This window comes from Bradyrhizobium sp. CCBAU 11361 (assembly GCF_028128935.1).
Lineage (GTDB): Bacteria > Pseudomonadota > Alphaproteobacteria > Rhizobiales > Xanthobacteraceae > Bradyrhizobium > Bradyrhizobium niftali.
In genome coordinates this window covers 178,363-195,700 of sequence record NZ_LBJZ01000191.1, presented here as the reverse complement: position 1 = coordinate 195,700, position 17,338 = coordinate 178,363, and the positions used below count along the sequence as shown (strand labels likewise).

The following is a 17,338-nucleotide window of genomic DNA, read 5'->3' as shown; positions in this document are numbered from 1 at the left end:
ATGCCTAAGTTCCCGCGGGGATTTTTCAGGAATCGCTAACCATACGGGACCCGATCGCCGGATCGTTAAAATGCGAGCGATCGGGTCAATCGGGAAACAAACCGGCTTTGCGACATTGCGCCATCCGCGTTTCGGAGGGTGCGATGAGCGAAGCCGAATTCAACTTGCTGCTGGATGCCGTCCGCGACGCCATCGTCCATGACGATGTTGCGCCCGCGCCGGAGGAGGAATTCGTGCCCCGCTCGTGGAGCTTCGACGCAACGCCCAAAGCCGCCAATGACAATGAGGGCGCCTGGCCCATCCTGCCGTTTCCGGACGGATGGTACGCGGCCTGCTGAGGCCAGCTTCAACGTGAACGGATGCGCCCGCCTGCTGGGCGGTTCGGCATCGCCACGCGCCGGGACCCGGCGCGGCCACGATCAATTCTTGACGCGCTCCTCGCCGTCCTGCGGCACCCGGTCGGGTGCGGCCGGCGGAAAGATGCTGTCATAGATCGCGCGCGCCTCGCGGATGAGACGAGCCCGCTCCAGCTCGGATTTCGGGACAAATCGAACGACGTCGCTCACGTGCTCTCCAGCTTTCAGTTCCTGATGCATCACTTCGCAGATGCGAAGTCTATGCCATCGGGCCTGAATCGCTGGTTCCCGCCAAGCCCCGGGCAAACCCGGTGGTGGCGTCCCGCCTCACCCCGGCAGCCGGCGGCGAGCGGCATCGGCGGAACCGGCGCTGAATTTGATTTTTGCTGAAAAATCAGAAACTTGTGATGGAGGCCACGACCAGAATTGAACTGGTGTACACGGTTTTGCAGACCGTTGCGTAACCACTCCGCCACGTGGCCCCGTAAGGGCGGACCAATATAGGGGATCAATGGCTTAGGCAACCGCCTTCGTCTGACTTTGGCGGCGGCGGCCTCTCTTCCGATGTGGACCGAAGTCAGGCTCGCTTGCCTCGCCGGACACCGCGCCGGCGGTCCTTGACCACCGGCTTGGGCGCCAGTTCAGGCATCTCCGCCTGCACCTCGCGATAGCGCGTCAGCATCCGCTCGAAGCTCGCATGCAGCGTCTCGGCGATGTCGGGGCGCCGTTCGAGACCGGAAAGCATTGTCGCGGCCGCCTCGATGGTCGACAGCCCATCCTTGCGCGGCTCCTTGCGCAGCCGCCCGTAGCGCGAGGGGCGCGACGGGTTGAGGATCACGCGCTGGCATTTCAGCATCCAGGGATTGCGCCACCACAGCGCCTTGGCCTGGCTCCAGGTGCCGTCGAGCAGCACGATTCCTCCGAGCTTGCCGAGGATCGCGCGCTGGTTCTCCGCGATCTCGCCCTTGCGGGTCAGCGCCACGATCTCGCCCTCGGCCTCGAGATCGGCGGCGCGGGCCGAGCCGAGATAGAGCACCGCCCAGCGCGCGGCATTCTCGACCGGCTGCCCCAGCGCCTTGGACAGGCTCGGCCAGGACAGGCCGACGCGCACCACGGCCTTGGGGAAGTGTTTCGCGGTCAACCGCGCGGTGCCGAGCGCCCTGTCCTGCTCCTGCGGGTGCTGGAGGATCAGGAGGCCAAGGCGATTCTCAACGGGCGTGACACTGTCGCAGATGCACAGCGGCATCGGCTTCTGACAGTGCGGGCATTCGGGGATAGGGTCGGCCGGCGCGGCGGCAGTGAGGTTCGACATGGCCGCCGCTATACGCTTTGCACCGCGGTTCAACAACCTATTCCGCCGGTGTGGCCAGCGGACGCGGCGCGGATCGGCGCCGCAGGCGGTCGATCAGCAGGTAGATCACGGGCGTGGTGTAGAGCGTCAGGATCTGCGAGACGAACAGCCCGCCGATGATGGTGATGCCGAGCGGACGGCGGAGCTCGGTGCCGGGCCCGGTCGCGACGACCAGCGGAATGCCGGCGAACAGCGCCGCCATCGTCGTCATCAGGATGGGGCGGAACCGCGCCTGGCAGGCCTCGAAGATCGCCTCCGCCGAGGACAGTCCGCGCTGGCGCTCGGCGTCGAGCGCGAAGTCCACCATCATGATGCCGTTCTTCTTGACGATTCCGATCAAGAGGATGATGCCGACGAAGGCGATCACCGTCAGCGGCGTATTGGTGATCTGCAAGGCCAGCAGCGCGCCGAGGCCGGCCGAGGGCAGCGTCGAGATGATCGTGAGCGGATGGGCGAGGCTCTCATAGAGCACGCCGAGCACGATATACATCGCCACCAGCGCGCCGAGGATCAGCAACGGCTGGCGGCCGCTGGTCCTCGCGAAATCGCCGGCATTGCCGTCAAAGCTGCCGCGGATGCCTTCCGGCATGTGCAGCTCCTCCACCGCGCGCTGGATGTTCTGCGTCGCGGCCTGGAGCGGCACGTCGGGCAACAGGTTGAACGACACTGTGGTCGAAGGGAACGACTGCGAATGATAGACCGCGAGCGCGGCAAGACCGCGCGTCGCGCGCACCACGGCCGACAGCGGCACCTGCACGTCGCCCGCGCCGGCGACATAGATGCGCTCGAGGTTGGAGGGATCGACCTGGAATTTCGGATCGATCTCCAGCACGGTCATGTACTGGTTGCGCTGGGTGTAGATGATCGAGATCTGCCGCTGCGAGAACGCGTTGTTCAGCGCGTTGTCGATGTCCTGAACCCTGACGCCGAGCGCCGAGGCCTTCTGGCGGTCGATGCTGAGCGTGAGCTGAAGCCCGCCGGGATCGCGATCGCTGGAAATGTCCGTGATGCCTTCGACGCTCTCCATGCGCTTGGCGACGATCGGCGCCCATTTCTGCAACAGGTCGAGATCGGTCGAGGAGAGCGTGTACTGGTAGTCGGAATCGCTCTGCCGTCCGCCGGCGCGCACGTCCTGGGCGGCGAACATGAAGAGGCGGATGCCGGGCACCGGGAACAGCGCGCGCCTGAGACGGTCGATCACGACCTGTGTCGAGACGTGGTCGCGCTCCTCCGGCGGCTTCAGGCTGATGAACATGGTGCCGCGGTTCGAGGTCGCCGCCCCCGGGCCCCCGCCTCCGCTGCCGACGGTCGAGCCGATGCCGGCCACGGCGGGATCCTGCATCACGATGTCGGCGAGCCGCTGCTGGAGGCCGAGCATCGACTGGAACGAGATGTCGGCCGAGGCCCGCGTCGCGCCGATGACGAATCCGGAATCGTCGGTTGGGAAATAGCCCTTCGGCACCTTGATGTAGAGCGTCACGGTGAGACCGATGGTGGCGAAGAACACCAGCAACGTCAGCAGCGGATATTCCAGCACGGTGCGCAGGGTGCGGGTGTAGAAGGCGACGATGCGCGACAGCGAGCCCTCGATCAGGCGATCGAACAGGGTCGCGGTGCCGGAGGTGGTCTGCCGGATGTAATGGGCGCAGATCATCGGCGTCACCGTCAGCGAGACCAGCGTCGAGACCAGGATCGCGAAGGTGAGCGTCAGGGAGAATTCGCGCAGCAGGCGGCCGACGATGCCGTCCATGAAGATCAGCGGTGTGAAGGCGGCGATCAACGACAGGCTGATCGACACGACGGTGAAGCCGATCTGCTTCGCCCCCTCCAGCGCCGCCTGGAACGGCCGCATGCCGTGTTCAAGATTGCGGAACATGTTCTCGATCATGACGATGGCGTCGTCGACCACGAAGCCGACGGAGATGGCGAGCGCCATCAGCGACAGATTGTCGATCGAGAAGCCCGCGACCCACATCCCGGCGCAGGTGCCGGCCAGCGCCAGTGGCACCGAAATGCCGGCCGCGATCGTCGGCGTGAGCCGCCGCAGGAACACGAACACGACGACCATCACGAGGATGGCGGTTGCCAGCAGCGTCCACTGCATGTCCAGGACGCTGGCGCGGATCGTGCTGGTGCGATCGACCAGGGTGGAAATGTCCACGCCGGCCGGGATCCATTGCTTCAGCTCGGGGATCAGCGCTTTCACGCGGTCGACGGTGTCGATGACGTTGGCATCGCCCTGCTTGGTGATCTGGATCAGCACCGCCGGCTGCTTGTTGAACCAGGCGATCGAGCGCGCGTTGCGGACCGAGTCCTCGATGTCGGCGACGTCGGAGAGCCGGACGAAATTGCCGTTGGAGCTCTTGATGACGATGTCGCGGAACTCTTTCGCCGTGCGCATCTGCTTGTTCAGCGACAGCGTCTCGCTCTGGCGCTCGCCGTTGAAGATGCCGACGGGACCAAGCGGATTGGCGTTGACGATTGCGGTCCGTACGTCGTCGGTGGCGATGCCGGCGTTCGACAGCGCAACGGGATTGAGCTGCACCCGCACGGCCGGCTGGTCGGCGCCGCTGACCGTCACGTCGCCGACGCCGGGCACCTGCGAGATGCGCTGCGCCAGCACCGTATCGGCGACGTCGTAGATCGCACTGGCGGACAATGTCTTCGAGGTCAGCGCCAGCACGAAGACGGGCGCGCCGGCCGTGTTCGCCTTCCGGAATTTTGGCAGCGTCGGCAGGTCGCTCGGCAGGTCCACCAGCGAGGCGTTGATCGCCGCCTGCACGTCGCGCGCGGCTTTGTCGATATTGCGGCCGATGTCGAACTGGAGCTGGATGTTGGAGACGCCGAGCGACGACGTCGAGGTGATCTGGTTGATGCCTGATATCTCACCTAACCGCCGCTCCAGCGGCGAGGCCACAGTCGCCGCCATCACGGAAGGGTCGGCGCCGGGCCGGCTCGCCGAGACGAAGATGGCGGGGAAGTCGACGTTCGGGACCGAGGCGACGGGCAGGAACTCGTAGGCGACGACACCCAGCAGGAACAACCCGATCGACAGCAGCGTGGTCGCGACCGGGCGGCGGATGAAGGGCTCCGAGATCGATGCCATCACTGCATCCCCTCGGTCGCGCCCGCGACCGGCGGTCCGCCGGGTTCGGCCGGCGGCAGCGCCTGCTCGAGGCGGCGGTTGATGCGGTCGAGCGCCAGGTAGATCACGGGCGTGGTGTAGAGCGTCAGCAGCTGGCTCAGCAGCAGACCGCCGATGATGGAGATGCCGAGCGGAAAGCGCAGCTCGGCGCCGGTGCCGCTCTCGATCGCCAGCGGCAGCGCGCCGAATAGCGCCGCCAGCGTCGTCATCATGATCGGGCGGAAGCGCAGCAGGCAGGCCTGCACGATCGCCTCGTTCGGCGACATCCCCTGCCTGCGCTCGGCCTCGAGCGCGAAGTCGATCATCATGATCGCGTTCTTCTTGACGATGCCCATCAACAGGATGATGCCGATCAGGCCGATGACCGAGAGATCCTGTCCGAACAGGACCAGTGCCAGGATCGCGCCGACGCCGGCCGAGGGCAGCGTGGACAGGATGGTGATCGGATGGATGTAGCTCTCGTAGAGAACGCCGAGCACGATGTAGATCGTGATGACGGCGGCGAGCAGCAGCCAGGGCTGGCCGGCGAGCGCCTTGGCGAATTCGGCGGCATCACCCGCATAGACCCCGACGATGCTGTTGGGCATTTCGATCCGGGTCTCGATCGTCTTCACCGCCTGGACGGCTTCGCCGAGGGCCGCGCCCGGCGCGAGGTTGAAGCTGAGCGAGATCGCCGGGAATTGAGCCTGGTGCGAGATCGCAAGCGGCGCGGTGGTGCGCTTCAGCGTTGCCACCGCCGACAGCGGCACCTGGGCGTTGGGCGCGCCAGCGATGGCGCTCGCGGCGCCCGGCAGATAGAGCTTCGACAGGATCGAGGGATCGCGCTGGTACATCGGCAGCGCCTCCAGCACGACGCGGTACTGGTTGGCCTGGCCGTAGATGGTCGAGATCTGCCGCTGCGCAAAGGCATCGTTCAGCGTGTCGGTGATTCCCTGCAGGCTCACGCCGAGCTGACCCGCCCGCGTTCGATCCACATCGAGCTGCGCCCGCAGGCCGCCTTCCTGCGCCTCCGAGGAAACGTCGCGGAACAAGGGATCGCGCCGCATTTCCGCAACCAGCTTGCGCGCCCATTCCGACACCAGCGCCGCATCGGTGCCGGTCAGCGTGTACTGGTATTGCGAGCGGCTCGACTGGGTCGATATCTGCACGTCCTGCACCGGCTGGAAATAGACGGTCATGCCGGGGACGCCCGACACCCTCTCCTTCAGCCGGGTCACGACCACGCTGACGTCGTCGCGCCGCTCGCCGCGTGGCTTCAAGGTCATGACGAGACGGCCGACATTGGTGGTCGGATTGACCGAGCCGGCGCCGATCACCGAGACGACGCCGACCACGTCAGGATCGGCCTTGATGGCGTCGGCCGCCTCGGCCTGCCGCTTCTGCATCTCCGCGAACGAGACGTCGGGTCCGGCCTCCGTCACCGCCGTGATCGAGGCGGTGTCCTGAAGCGGCAGGAAGCCTTTTGGCGCCACGACGTAGAGAACAAGGGTTGCGATCAGCGTGGCGAAGGTCACGACCAGCGTGGCGCGCTGGCGCTCCAGAACCCAGAGCAGCGTGCGGTGATAGAACTCGACGGTGCGGTCAATGAAGCGGCTGATGGCAGCGAGGCCCGGCACCGCCAGCTCCTCATGAGCGTGCCTCAGCAGGCGCGAGCACATCATCGGCGTCAGCGTCAGCGAGACCACCGCCGAGGTCACGACCGCGATCGTCAGCGTCAGCGCGAATTCGCGGAACATGCGCCCGACGAGGCCCGACATGAACAAGAGCGGGATGAACACCGCGATCAGCGATACCGTCAGTGAGATCACCGTGAAGCCGATTTCGCTGGCGCCCTTCAGCGAGGCTTCCATCGGGCCGTCGCCGCTCTCCATATGGCGGACGATGTTCTCGATCATCACGATGGCGTCGTCGACCACGAAACCGGTACCGATCGTCAGCGCCATGAGCGACAGATTGTCGAGACTGAAGCCGGCAAAATACATGATGCCGAAGCTCGTGATCAGCGACAGCGGCAGCGCGACGCCCGCGATCAGCGTGGCCCTGAGCGAGCGCAGGAACAACAGCACCACCAGCGTCACCAGCACGACACTGAGGATCAGGGTGAACTGCACGTCGCGGACCGAGGCGCGGATGGTGACGGTGCGGTCGGAGACGATGGTGAGGTTCACGCCGGCCGGAATGGCGCGCTGGACCTTCGGGATTTCGGCGCGAATCTGGCTGACGACGTCGATGACATTGGCGCCGGGTTGGCGCTGGATGTCGATGATGACGGCCGGCGTGCCCTGGTACCAGCCGCCGGTGCGGTCGTTCTCCAGGCCATCGACGATCTGCGCGACGTCGGCGATCGTGACCGGCGAGCCGTTGCGGTAGGCGATGATGACAGGCTTGTAGGCGTCGGCGGCGGCGATCTGGTCGTTGGCCGCGATGATGTAGGATTGCTGCGCGCCATCGAGCGAGCCTTTCGGCCCGGAGACGTTGGCATTGGCGATCGCAGTGCGCAGGTCTTCCATGGCGATGCCATAGGCCGCGAGCCGCGCCAGATCCGCCTGGATGCGCACCGCCGGTTTCAACCCGCCGAGCACGGAGACGCGCCCGACGCCCGAGATCTGGCTCAAACGTTGCGCCAGAAGCGTATCGGCGATGTCGCTCATCGCCCGCAGCGAGATCGTGTCGGAACGCAGCGCCAGCGTCATGACAGGCGCATCCGCCGGGTTCACCTTGGCGTAGGTCGGCGGATAAGGCAGCGTCTTGGGCAGCACGCCGGCGGCCGCATTGATCGCGGCCTGCACGTCCTGGGTCGCGCCGTCGATGTCGCGGTTGAGGTCGAACTGGAGCGAGATCTGGCTGACGCCGAACGAGCTCGTCGAGTTCATCGCCGACAGCGACGGGATCTGGCCGAGCTGCCGCTCCAGCGGCGCCGTGATCAGCGAGGCGATCACGTCGGGGCTGGCGCCCGGCAGCTGCGTCGTCACCTGCACGGTCGGGAAGTCGACCTGCGGCAGCGCCGAGACCGGGAGCGAGAAATAGCCCAGCAGCCCGCCGATCAGGAGCGCGATGCCGAGCAGCGAGGTCGCGATGGGACGGCGGATGAAGGGTTCGGAGACTCCCATGGGATGCGCCTGCCGCTCAGGCGGCTGTTGTCGGGATCATGGCTGCTTGGCTCCACTTCCCGATTGTTCAGCCCCCTGCGCCGGTGCCGGACCGGTCTGGCCCTTCTGGTCGCCCTCGCCGCTCACACGCTTGGCGCGGCGCTCCTGGCCGTCCTTGGCGCCGTCCTTCGGTTGGCCATCCTTCTGACCATCCTTGGCCTGACCATCCTTCTGGCCGTCCTTTTTCTGTCCGTCGGGCGCACGCGTGCGCTTTCGCGGGGCGAGATCGGCCGACGGCGTCTGCTCGTCGCGGCCGACAACCACCTTCGCGCCGTCGGACAGATTGGCAAAGCCCGTCGTCACGACGCGGTCGTTCGGCGACAGGCCGCTCGCGATCACCGCGTCATGCTCGTTCTGCTGCGTCACCGTCACGGGCTTGGCCGAGACGATATCGCCCTCGCCGATGACATAGCTGAAGGTGCCGATCGGACCACGCTGGACCGCCGATGTCGGGACGACCAGCGCCTGCATCAAGGTCTCGACCTTGAGGCGGACGTTGACGAACTGGCCCGGCCAGAGCTGGTAATTGGCGTTGGGGAACTCAGCCTTGAGCCTGAGCGTGCCGGTGGTCTGGTCGACCTGGTTGTCAATGCCGGTCAGCTTGCCGGTGTCGATCACGGTGACGCCGTCATTGCCGAACACGTCGACGGCGAGCGTGCCCTTGGCGGCGGCCGCATTGACCCGCATGATCTGCTGCTGCGGCAGGCTGAACCACACCGCGATCGGCTGCAATTGCGTGATGACGACGAGGCCCGTGGTGTCGGCGGCGTGGATGATGTTGCCCTGGTCGACCTGGCGCAGGCCGGCGCGCCCCGAGATCGGCGCAACGATCTTGGTGTAGCTCAGCGTCGCCGCCGCATTGTCGATCGCGGCCTGGTCGGCCTTGACCAGCGCCTCGGTCTGCGCGACCAGCGCGCGCTGCGTATCCGCCTGCTGCTTGGAGCCGGCGTTGGAGGCGGCGAGCTGCTCGTAGCGCGTCAAATCGATGCGCTGGTTGGCGAGCTGGGCCTGGTCCTGCGCCTTCTTGGCGACCGCCTGATCGTACGTCGCCTGATAGAGCGCGGGATCGATCTCGCCGACCACGTCGCCCTTCTTGACGTCCTGGCCTTCGGTGAAATTGACGGCGATCAGCTTGCCGTCGACCTGCGAGCGCACGGTCACGGTGTTGAGCGCGCGGATCGCGCCGACGCCGTCGAGATAGACCGGGACGTCCTGGATGCGGGGCGTTGCCGCCAGCACCGGCACCGGCAGGTCGGGGCGCTGGTTGCGGCCGTTCGCCTGCTGCGGCTGCTGATGCCACACGGTCCAGCCGAGATAGCCGAGGCCGCCGAGGATCGCGAGCGTGACCAGAGTCAGGATGAAGCCGCCGCGCGACGATTTCCTCGCCGTCCCCGCCTTCGCGTCATCCTTCTTATCCGGCTTAAAGAGCATTGACCGGTCTCTCCATCCTCGGTTCCCAGCCGCCGCCGAGCGCCTGATACAGGCTGACGATGGCGAGAAGCCGTGCGAGTTGGGCCTGCGACAGCGCGTCTTCCGCCTGGAACAGGGTCAGCTGGGTGTTGAGCACGGTCACGATGTCGGCGGTGCCGGCGCGCAATTGCTGCTCCGACAGATCGAAGGCGCGGCGTGAGGCGGTGACGACATCGCGCTGCAATTGCAGCTTGATCGTGGTCTGCTTGATCGAGAACAGCGCATTGTCGACGTCGGCGAAGGCCTGGACGATGGTCTTGCGGTAGGTCTGGAGCAGTTCGTCCTGCCGCGCCTTGGCGAATTCGAAATTGCCGAGGATCTTGCCGCCGTCGAAGATCGGTTGCGTCGCACTGCCGACGAGCTGGAAGAAGGCCGCATGCGGCTGGAACAGCGACACCAGCGCCGAGCTCTGATAACCGCCATTGCCGGTGAGCTGGATGGTCGGAAAGAACTGCGCGCGGGCGTTGCCGATATTCGCGGTCGCCGAGGCAAGCTGCGCCTCCTGCCGGCGGATGTCGGGCCGCTGCGTCAAAATCTCCGACGGCAGGCCAGGCGTCACGCGCGGGATCGCGATCCGGTCCAGCGAGCCGCCGAGCACGCGCACGCTCTCGGGCGGGCGCGAGACCAGCACGGCGAGCGCGTTGACATTCTGGTCGAGCGTCTGGCGCAGCGGCGGCACCAGCGCCTTCTGGTTGGCGAGCACGCTCTCCTGCTGGGCGACGTCGAGATCGGTGCCGGTGCCGGCCTTGCGACGCTCCTTGACGGCATCGAGGATGCGCTGCGCGCTCGCGATGTTGCGCTGGGAGGTCCTGATGCGATCCTGCGAGGTCAGCACCTGGAAATAGGCATTGGCGACGGCGGAGAGCGTCGTCAGTGCGACGACGTCGCGATCGAAGCGGTTGGCGTTCGCCGTCTCTTCCGCAGTCTGCAGCGCGTCGCGGTTCTGGCCCCAGAAGTCGAGCTGGTAGCTCGCGCTCAGCGAAGCCTGGTAGTTGACGACCTCACGGCCGCCATTGGTGAGTCCTGAGGCTGAGGAGCCGGACGTGCGCGAATAGGTCTCCTGCCCGCCGCCGGACAGGCTCGGCAGCAGCGCCGCGCCCGCCTGCCGCGCCTGGGCGTCCGCCTGGACGATGCGCGAGACGGCGGCGGCGATGTCGAGGTTGACGGTCTGCGCCTCCTCCATCAGCTGCGCCAATTCGGCGGAACGGAAGCCGCGCCACCAATCCAGCGACGGCGGCGTATCCCCCTTCCCGGCGTATTTGTACTGCGCGGGAACATCGAGCGCGGGATCCGGAAGATCCTGCGTCAGCATGCAGGCACCTGAACTGGCGGCGAGGCACAGCACTCCGAGCCAGCGCGCCGCACGACGCGTCCGGGACGCAGAACCTAGAGACCGCCGCAGGACGATCGCCGGAACATGCTGTGTCACATCCACCCCCCGCCGGGCAGAACGAGCCGCCACCGCGCAGCCGGATTAACCGATTCGCGGCGGGACAGTCGGGGGGCTTTCTGCAACTCGTTCACAGGTGATGCTTTCAGCGGAACCTTGAGATTCATCCTAGCCGGGCGCGGAACAGCGGGACAGTCCCGCAGGTGCGAGATGGCGGCCCGAATGCGTCGATATCCGCGCCACGAAAGTGAAAGATATGGCTGTCTTGCAGAGACTTTTCGTATTTTCCTGCTGTCACGAAGCGGATTCAAGCTTACCAAGATTTCATGTGATATCGGCGCCACACCCGCTCGGATCCGTTTGATCCGGCTGCGCATTGGCCGGCAACAAGCTCTATGCGGCTTAAGCTCCACCTCAAAGCGTGGCGAGCCATTCTCACCAAGCCGTCAACGATCGAGAAGGAATACGCAGCTGTTGCGCAGGTGGGTCGTCCCCATCGCTCGGCCGGCGGGAATTTGGCGCGAGGGTTGGCCGCAACGACCATTATCTTCCATGCCCTGACAGTTGTCCGACAAATCATGCCACCGAGATGCGGCGCCGCAGCTCCTCGCTGATCTTTCCCCAAAATATGATTGCCTGAGCGGTCACTTCCACCCGTTTCGCCGCAGCGCAAAAGCCTTTCCCTTTGGTCTCCCAGGCACTAGGTTCTGGCCAACCTGATCAACCCCTTGCCAGCGATTTCCCCCTGACATGACCATTCGAAACGACGTTGTCGAAGCCATTGGCAACACCCCGCTGATCAAGCTCAAGCGCGCCTCGGAGGCGACCGGCTGCACCATTCTGGGGAAGGCCGAGTTCATGAATCCCGGCCAGTCGGTGAAGGACCGCGCCGGCAAGTGGATGATCCTGGAGGCCGAGAAGCGCGGCGAGCTCAAGCCCGGCGGTCTCGTGGTGGAAGCAACCGCCGGCAACACCGGCATCGGGCTCGCGGTCGTGGCGAGTGCCCGCGGCTACCGCACGCTGATCGTGATCCCGGAGACGCAGAGCCAGGAGAAGAAGGACTTTCTCAAGCTTTGCGGCGCCGAGCTGATCGAGGTGCCGGCCCTTCCTTACGCCAATCCCAACAGCTACCAGCATGTCGGCCGCCGGCTCGCCGACGAGCTGCGCAAGACCGAGCCCAATGGCGTGCTGTTCGCCGACCAATGGAACAACCTCGACAATGCGAAAGCGCATTACGAGTCCACGGGGCCGGAGATCTGGGAGCAGACCGGCGGCAAGGTCGACGGGTTCGTCTGCTCGGTCGGCAGCGGCGGCACGCTCGCCGGCGTCAGCCGCTTTCTGAATGAAAAGAACAAGAACGTCCGGATCGCCTGTGCCGACCCGCATGGCGCTGGCATGTTCGAGTATTTCAGGACCGGCGAAGCCAAGGCGACGCCGGGCGGTTCGATCACCGAGGGTATCGGCCTCAACCGGGCGACCGCGATCGTCGAGAGCGCGAAGGTCGATGACGCCTATCTCATTCCCGACACCGACGCCGTCACGGTGATCTACGACCTGCTCCAGCACGAGGGCCTGTGCCTCGGCGGCTCGACCGGGATCAACATCGCCGGCGCGATGCGGCTGGCCAAGCAGCTCGGGCCCGGCAAGACCATCGTCACCGTGCTCTGCGATTCCGGCAGCCGCTATCAGTCGAAACTCTTCAATGCGGACTTTATGCGCGCCAAGAACCTTCCGGTGCCGGAATGGCTGGAGAAGCGCAGCAACATCAAGCCGCCGTTCGTCTAGCTCCAGGCCGCCGGGGCGGACGGCGGCCCCTGCGACACGCGGTTTTCGCCCCCGTCGGCGGGATCAAGCGCCCTCACCGTCTTTCGGCGCCGAAGCACAATAGTCGCGCCAGAACTGGCGGTAACCCGCCTCGACCCTGCGCGTGTAGACTTCGACATTGCCGGCGCGCGAAGCCGCGATCTGAGCCGGCAGCTCCGCGCGCAACTTCGCCAGATGGGCGGGCTGCGATGCATATTTGCAGGCGATCGCGGCGTAACCGTCGTCATCCTCGGCGACCCAGTCGTTAAGGCCGACGGCGGTCACGATGGAGGCACCGGCGCGCGAGGAGGCGCCGTTGCCGAGCTTGGCGACGACCGGAACGCCCGCATACAGGGATTCCCAGGTGCTGACGCCGCCATTTTGCGGGAACGTATCGAGGGATATGTCGACGTCCCCAAAGGCCGCCAAGTGCTCGTGGCGCGGTGTCGAGCCCATGCAGATGACGTTCTCTTCGGCAATGCCCTCTGCCACGCACCGCGCGATCAGGCGGTCACGCAGCAATGGATCGTCAAGCAGGGTATGCTTGATGATGATCTTCGATCCGGTCACCTCTCGCATCGCTTTCGACCACACGCGGATTGCCTCGTCCGAGATCTTGGATATCCGGTTGAAGACGCCGAAGGTCACGTAGCCGTTGCGGAGCATGGGGAGCTCCGAGGGCGGCACATCCAGGATGGGATCGGTCGTGATCAGGCACGGCAGGTCATGGACCTTTTCGGCAAGCAGATGGCGCGCCGATTCCGGAATGAAGATCGGATCCGCGAGCACGTAATCCATGGCCTGAAGGCCGGTACCGGTGGCATGTCCGAAACCCGTGACCTGGATCGGAGCCGGCTTCCGGGCGAAGACAGGGAGCCTGTTACCGGTCGAATGCCCGGACACATCGATCAGGATATCGACGTTGTCGGCCTGAATACGATCGGCCAGTTCGTCGTCCGAAAGCTGCCAGGCGTCGACCCAGACGTCCGCCATCGACCTGAATTGAGCGGTCATCTCATCCCGTAACGGCGAGCACGAATAGCAGACGATCTCGAACTTGGCGTGATCGTGATTGCGGAGCACCGGCAACAGGCCGAACGCCGCCGAGTGGTAGCAGAATTCGGCAGCGACATAGCCGATCACGATCCGCCTGTCGGGATCGAGCTGCCGCGGCGCCAGCGTCCTTTGCGGCACTCTGGCGCCGATCGTTTCACCCCAATATTTTCGCGCCGCCTGCTGAACCGCGAAATCGGCATCTGAGAGAAAGTCCAGAAAGTGGATCTTCCGCGCGATCAAGTCCAGATCCGGCGAGATTGCCAACGCCACGTCGAGATGTTCGATCGCGGTTGCGATCTCTCCCTGGTTTGCAAAGCAGGCGCTCAGCAGCGCTAACGCGATCGCGGAGCGTGGATTTTCCTCGAGCAACGTCTTGCACGCCAGGATCGCCTGCGCCGTATTCCCCATGCCGAGCGAAACTTCCGCTTTTCCCCGCAAGGCGACCTCGAGCTTGGGCGAAAGCGAAAGCGCGGCATCGAAATCCGCTGCCGCCTGCTCCGGCCGCGATAACGCAAGATTGAGCCGCCCGCGTTGCGCCAGGATCTTCGCCGAACCGGGCCTGATCGCGAGCGCCGCTGCGAGCGCGGCTTCCGCCTCGTCGTAGTGCTTGAGCTCGATACTGGCCACGCCTTTGCCGACGAGCGCTTCGGCGTGACGCGGCTGAAACAACAGCGCGCGATCGAAACTTTGCCTGGCGCGGTCAAACTGGCCCAACGCCAGCTCGGCCATGCCACGATTGCAGAGCGCATCGGCATGGTCGGGCTTCAGCCCGATCGCGCGATCGTACATCTCGATGGCCTGCTCGGGCAGGTTCATGTGGAGCAAGGTATTGCCGAGGCCGGTCAGGGCCGGCGTGAAATTCGGCTTCAGCGCGATCGCCTTCTCCTGACACGCGCGAGCGGCCTCGAATTTCTGAAGGACGACGTACACGGTCGCAAGATTGTTGTGGGCCTCGTGCGAACGCGGATCGATCGCGATCGCGCGCTCGAGCAGCTGTTGCGCCTCTTCCAGGCGCCCGCCCTGTTGCACGCTCAGGCCGAGCAGGTGCGTGGCGTCGAAATGATCCGGAACGGCTTGCACGATCTGGCGGCAGAGCGCCTCGGTCTCCGCATACCTGCCCTGGCCATAGGCGCCCGCCGCGGCGGAGATGACGGCGTCCACCTGCTTCTTCAATTTTTTCTGCAATCGCGCATTCTGGAATGCGCGCGCGCCGGCGCTGCTCTGCAAGGTGTCTCTCCGGAGATGGCCCGGCAAGAGTCTAGCTGATTCGTGTGCCTGCCCGGCCGGTCAGCGGGACCGGCAACAGCTCAGGCATATCCCGCGGCTCAACGCAGGAGCTGACTGAGGAACCGCTTGGTGCGCCCGAGCTGTCTACGCAGCGTCGTCGCTTTCCGAGGCGGCTGCACAATAGTCGCGCCAGAACTGGCGATAACCCGCTTCGAGCTCACGCGTGTAGATCTCAACATTGCCGGCGGGCGAGGCTGCAATCTGAGCCGGCAGACTTGCGCGCAACTCGGCCAGAAGCGCCGGCTGCGAAGCAAATTTCCGGGCGATCTCGACATAACCCTCGTCATCCTCGGCGACCCAATCGCCGAGACCGACAGCAGCCACGATGGAGGCGCCGGCGCGCGAGGAGGCACCGTTGCCGAGCTTGGCCACCACGGGAACACCCGTGTAGAGCGATTCCCAGGTGCTGATGCCGCCATTTTGCGGGAACGTATCCAGGGAAATATCGACCTTGCCAAAGGCCAACAGGTGATCGTTGCGCGATGTGGTGCCGAGGCACGTGATGTTCTCCTCGGCAATGCCCTGCGCCACGAAGCGTGCGACCAGGCCGTCGCGCAGCAGGGGATCATCGAGCAAACCATGCTTGAGGATGATCCGCGATCCCGGCAGCTCCCGCATCAAGCGCGACCACACACGGATCGCATCATCCGATATCTTGTAGATGCGGTTGAACACGCCGAAGGTGACGTAGCCGTTGCGGAGCATCGGCAGCTCGGAAGGCGGCAGATCCGAAACGGGCTCCATCGTGATCAGGCACGGCAGATCGTGGATTTTTTCGGCAAACAAGTGCCGGACCGGCGGCGGAATGAAAATGGGATCCGCGAGCACATAGTCCATGGTCTGCATGCCCGTGCCCGTCGCGTGCCCGAAGCCGGTGGCCTGGATCGGGGCCGGCTTCCGCGCGAAGACCTGCAGCCTGTTGCCGGTTGTGTGTCCCGATACGTCGATCAGGATGTCGACATTGTCAGCCTGAATGCGATCGGCGAGTTCGTCGTCGGAGAGGTCCCAGGCGTCAACCCAGACGTCCGCCATTGACTTGAACATGGCGGTGTACTCGTCCGCTCCCGGCCAGGAGTAATAACAGATGATCTCGAAATTGGCGTGATCATGGTGGCGCAGCACCGGCAGCAAGGTCAGGCCCGCCGAGTGTTGCCGGAATTCGGCAGCGACATAGCCGACCACAATTCGCTTTTCCGGATCGAGCGGCCGCTTCGGCAGTGTCCGCCGCGGCAGCTTGGAGCCGATCAAGTCCCACCAATCTCGCCGTACCGCCTGCTGGAGCGCGAAATCGGCTTCGGCGCGGTAGTCCTGCAAGAAGATCTTTCCCCTGATCGCGTCCCCATAGTTCGGCCGGATCGCGAGCGCGCGATCGAGATATTCGATCGCGGCGTCCATCTCTCCCTGGTTCGAATACGCGAAGCCCATCAGCGCCAGCCCCATCTCGGAGCGCGGATTTTGCTCGATCAAGGCCGTTGCGGCCGCCATCGCCTGCGCGGTCTTTCCCATCACGAGGCAGGCCTGAGCCTTGCCCCGGAGAGCCAGTTCGAGCTTGGGCGAGACCGCAAGCGCCGCCTCGAAATCCGCAAGCGCCGGCTCCAGGCGCTGCAACTCGTAACTGAGCCGCCCACGCTGGGCCAGGATCCTCGGCGAGCCGGGCTTGATCGCGAGCGCCATGGCGAGCTTGGCTGCCGCCTCCTCGTGGTGCCGGAGCTCCATGCTGACCATGCTGTTGCCGACGATGGCCTCGGCGTGACGCGGCTGAAACAGCAGGGCGCGATCGAAACTTTCCTTGGCGCGCATGATCTGTCCCAGCAATATCTCGACCATGCCGCGATTGCAGAACGCATCGGCGTAATCCGGCCTGATCTTGATTGCGCGCTCGTGCAGCTCGAGCGCCTGCTCGTACTGTCCCAGATGCATCAGCGTATTGCCGAGATTGGTCAGCGCCACCGCGAAATTCGGCTTCAGCGCGATGGCCCTCTCCTGGCACCGCCGCGCCTCCTCGAAATCGCCGAGGTCGAAATGCACGGTCGCGAGGTTGTTATGGGCATCGTGCAGGCGCGGATCGAGCGCAATCACGCGCTCGAGCAGCTGTTGCGCCTCCTCCAGGCGGCGGCCGTCATGCGCGCACATGCCGAGCAGGTGCATGGCGTCGACATGGTCCGGAAGCGCTTTCAGGATTTCACGGCAGAGCGCCTCCGTCTCGGCATATCTGCCCTGGCCATAGGCGGCGGCCGCGGCGGAGATGACGGCATCCGCCTGCTTCATCAATTTCTTCTGCAATCGCGCATTCTGGAATGCGCGCGCGCCGCCGCTGTTCTGCAAGGTTGC

General features: G+C 65.2%; 10 protein-coding genes and 1 tRNA gene. 2 read left to right on the top strand and 9 right to left on the bottom strand.

All coding sequences use genetic code 11. From position 1 onward, the window contains the following. Nucleotides 1-143: 143 nt before the first annotated feature. Nucleotides 144-338 carry a hypothetical protein gene (locus XI08_RS31855; protein ID WP_271577409.1) on the top strand — a complete coding sequence of 65 codons (195 nt, stop codon included), beginning with the start codon at nt 144-146 and terminating at the stop codon, nt 336-338. An 81-nt stretch (nt 339-419) separates the two neighbouring features. Here the strand turns inward: XI08_RS31855 and XI08_RS31850 are convergent, their stop codons facing one another. The 7 genes from XI08_RS31850 to XI08_RS31820 all read right to left on the bottom strand — a co-directional run bounded on the left by XI08_RS31850 (nt 420) and on the right by XI08_RS31820 (nt 10,906). After that, nucleotides 420-566: a hypothetical protein gene (locus XI08_RS31850; RefSeq protein ID WP_165448159.1), complete on the bottom strand. Its 147-nt coding sequence runs from the start codon at nt 564-566 to the stop codon at nt 420-422. Between the two features lie 198 nt (nt 567-764). Then, nucleotides 765-838, bottom strand: a tRNA-Cys gene (locus XI08_RS31845). 95 nt (nt 839-933) lie between these two features. Continuing rightward, nucleotides 934-1,668: a tRNA-uridine aminocarboxypropyltransferase gene (locus tag XI08_RS31840; RefSeq protein ID WP_271577408.1), complete on the bottom strand. Its 735-nt coding sequence runs from the start codon at nt 1,666-1,668 to the stop codon at nt 934-936. Nucleotides 1,669-1,705: 37 nt separating this feature from the next. Next, the gene (locus XI08_RS31835) at nt 1,706-4,813 is read right to left on the bottom strand and encodes an efflux RND transporter permease subunit (RefSeq protein WP_027542734.1); all 3,108 of its coding nucleotides are present in this window, start codon (nt 4,811-4,813) and stop codon (nt 1,706-1,708) included. Continuing rightward, entirely contained in the window at nt 4,813-7,962 is a 3,150-nt protein-coding gene (locus tag XI08_RS31830) for an efflux RND transporter permease subunit (protein ID WP_271577407.1), read from the bottom strand. The genes XI08_RS31835 and XI08_RS31830 overlap by 1 nt, the downstream gene beginning before the upstream one ends. A gap of 36 nt (nt 7,963-7,998) precedes the next feature. Beyond that, entirely contained in the window at nt 7,999-9,432 is a 1,434-nt protein-coding gene (locus XI08_RS31825) for an efflux RND transporter periplasmic adaptor subunit (RefSeq protein ID WP_271577406.1), read from the bottom strand. After that, entirely contained in the window at nt 9,422-10,906 is a 1,485-nt protein-coding gene (locus tag XI08_RS31820) for an efflux transporter outer membrane subunit (protein WP_271577405.1), read from the bottom strand. The genes XI08_RS31825 and XI08_RS31820 overlap by 11 nt, the downstream gene beginning before the upstream one ends. Nucleotides 10,907-11,611: 705 nt before the next feature. On the opposite strand from XI08_RS31820, the gene XI08_RS31815 reads away from it, so the two are divergent. Next, nucleotides 11,612-12,646, top strand: coding sequence for a cysteine synthase A (locus XI08_RS31815; RefSeq protein ID WP_271577404.1), 1,035 nt, complete (start codon nt 11,612-11,614; stop codon nt 12,644-12,646). A gap of 63 nt (nt 12,647-12,709) precedes the next feature. Here XI08_RS31815 and XI08_RS31810 read toward each other — a convergent pair whose 3' ends face one another. Continuing rightward, nucleotides 12,710-14,947 carry an O-linked N-acetylglucosamine transferase, SPINDLY family protein gene (locus XI08_RS31810; RefSeq protein WP_271577403.1) on the bottom strand — a complete coding sequence of 746 codons (2,238 nt, stop codon included), beginning with the start codon at nt 14,945-14,947 and terminating at the stop codon, nt 12,710-12,712. Nucleotides 14,948-15,091: 144 nt separating this feature from the next. Continuing rightward, nucleotides 15,092-17,332, bottom strand: a complete 2,241-nt coding sequence (locus XI08_RS31805; RefSeq protein WP_271577402.1) for an O-linked N-acetylglucosamine transferase, SPINDLY family protein — start codon at nt 17,330-17,332, stop codon at nt 15,092-15,094. Nucleotides 17,333-17,338 lie beyond the last annotated feature (6 nt).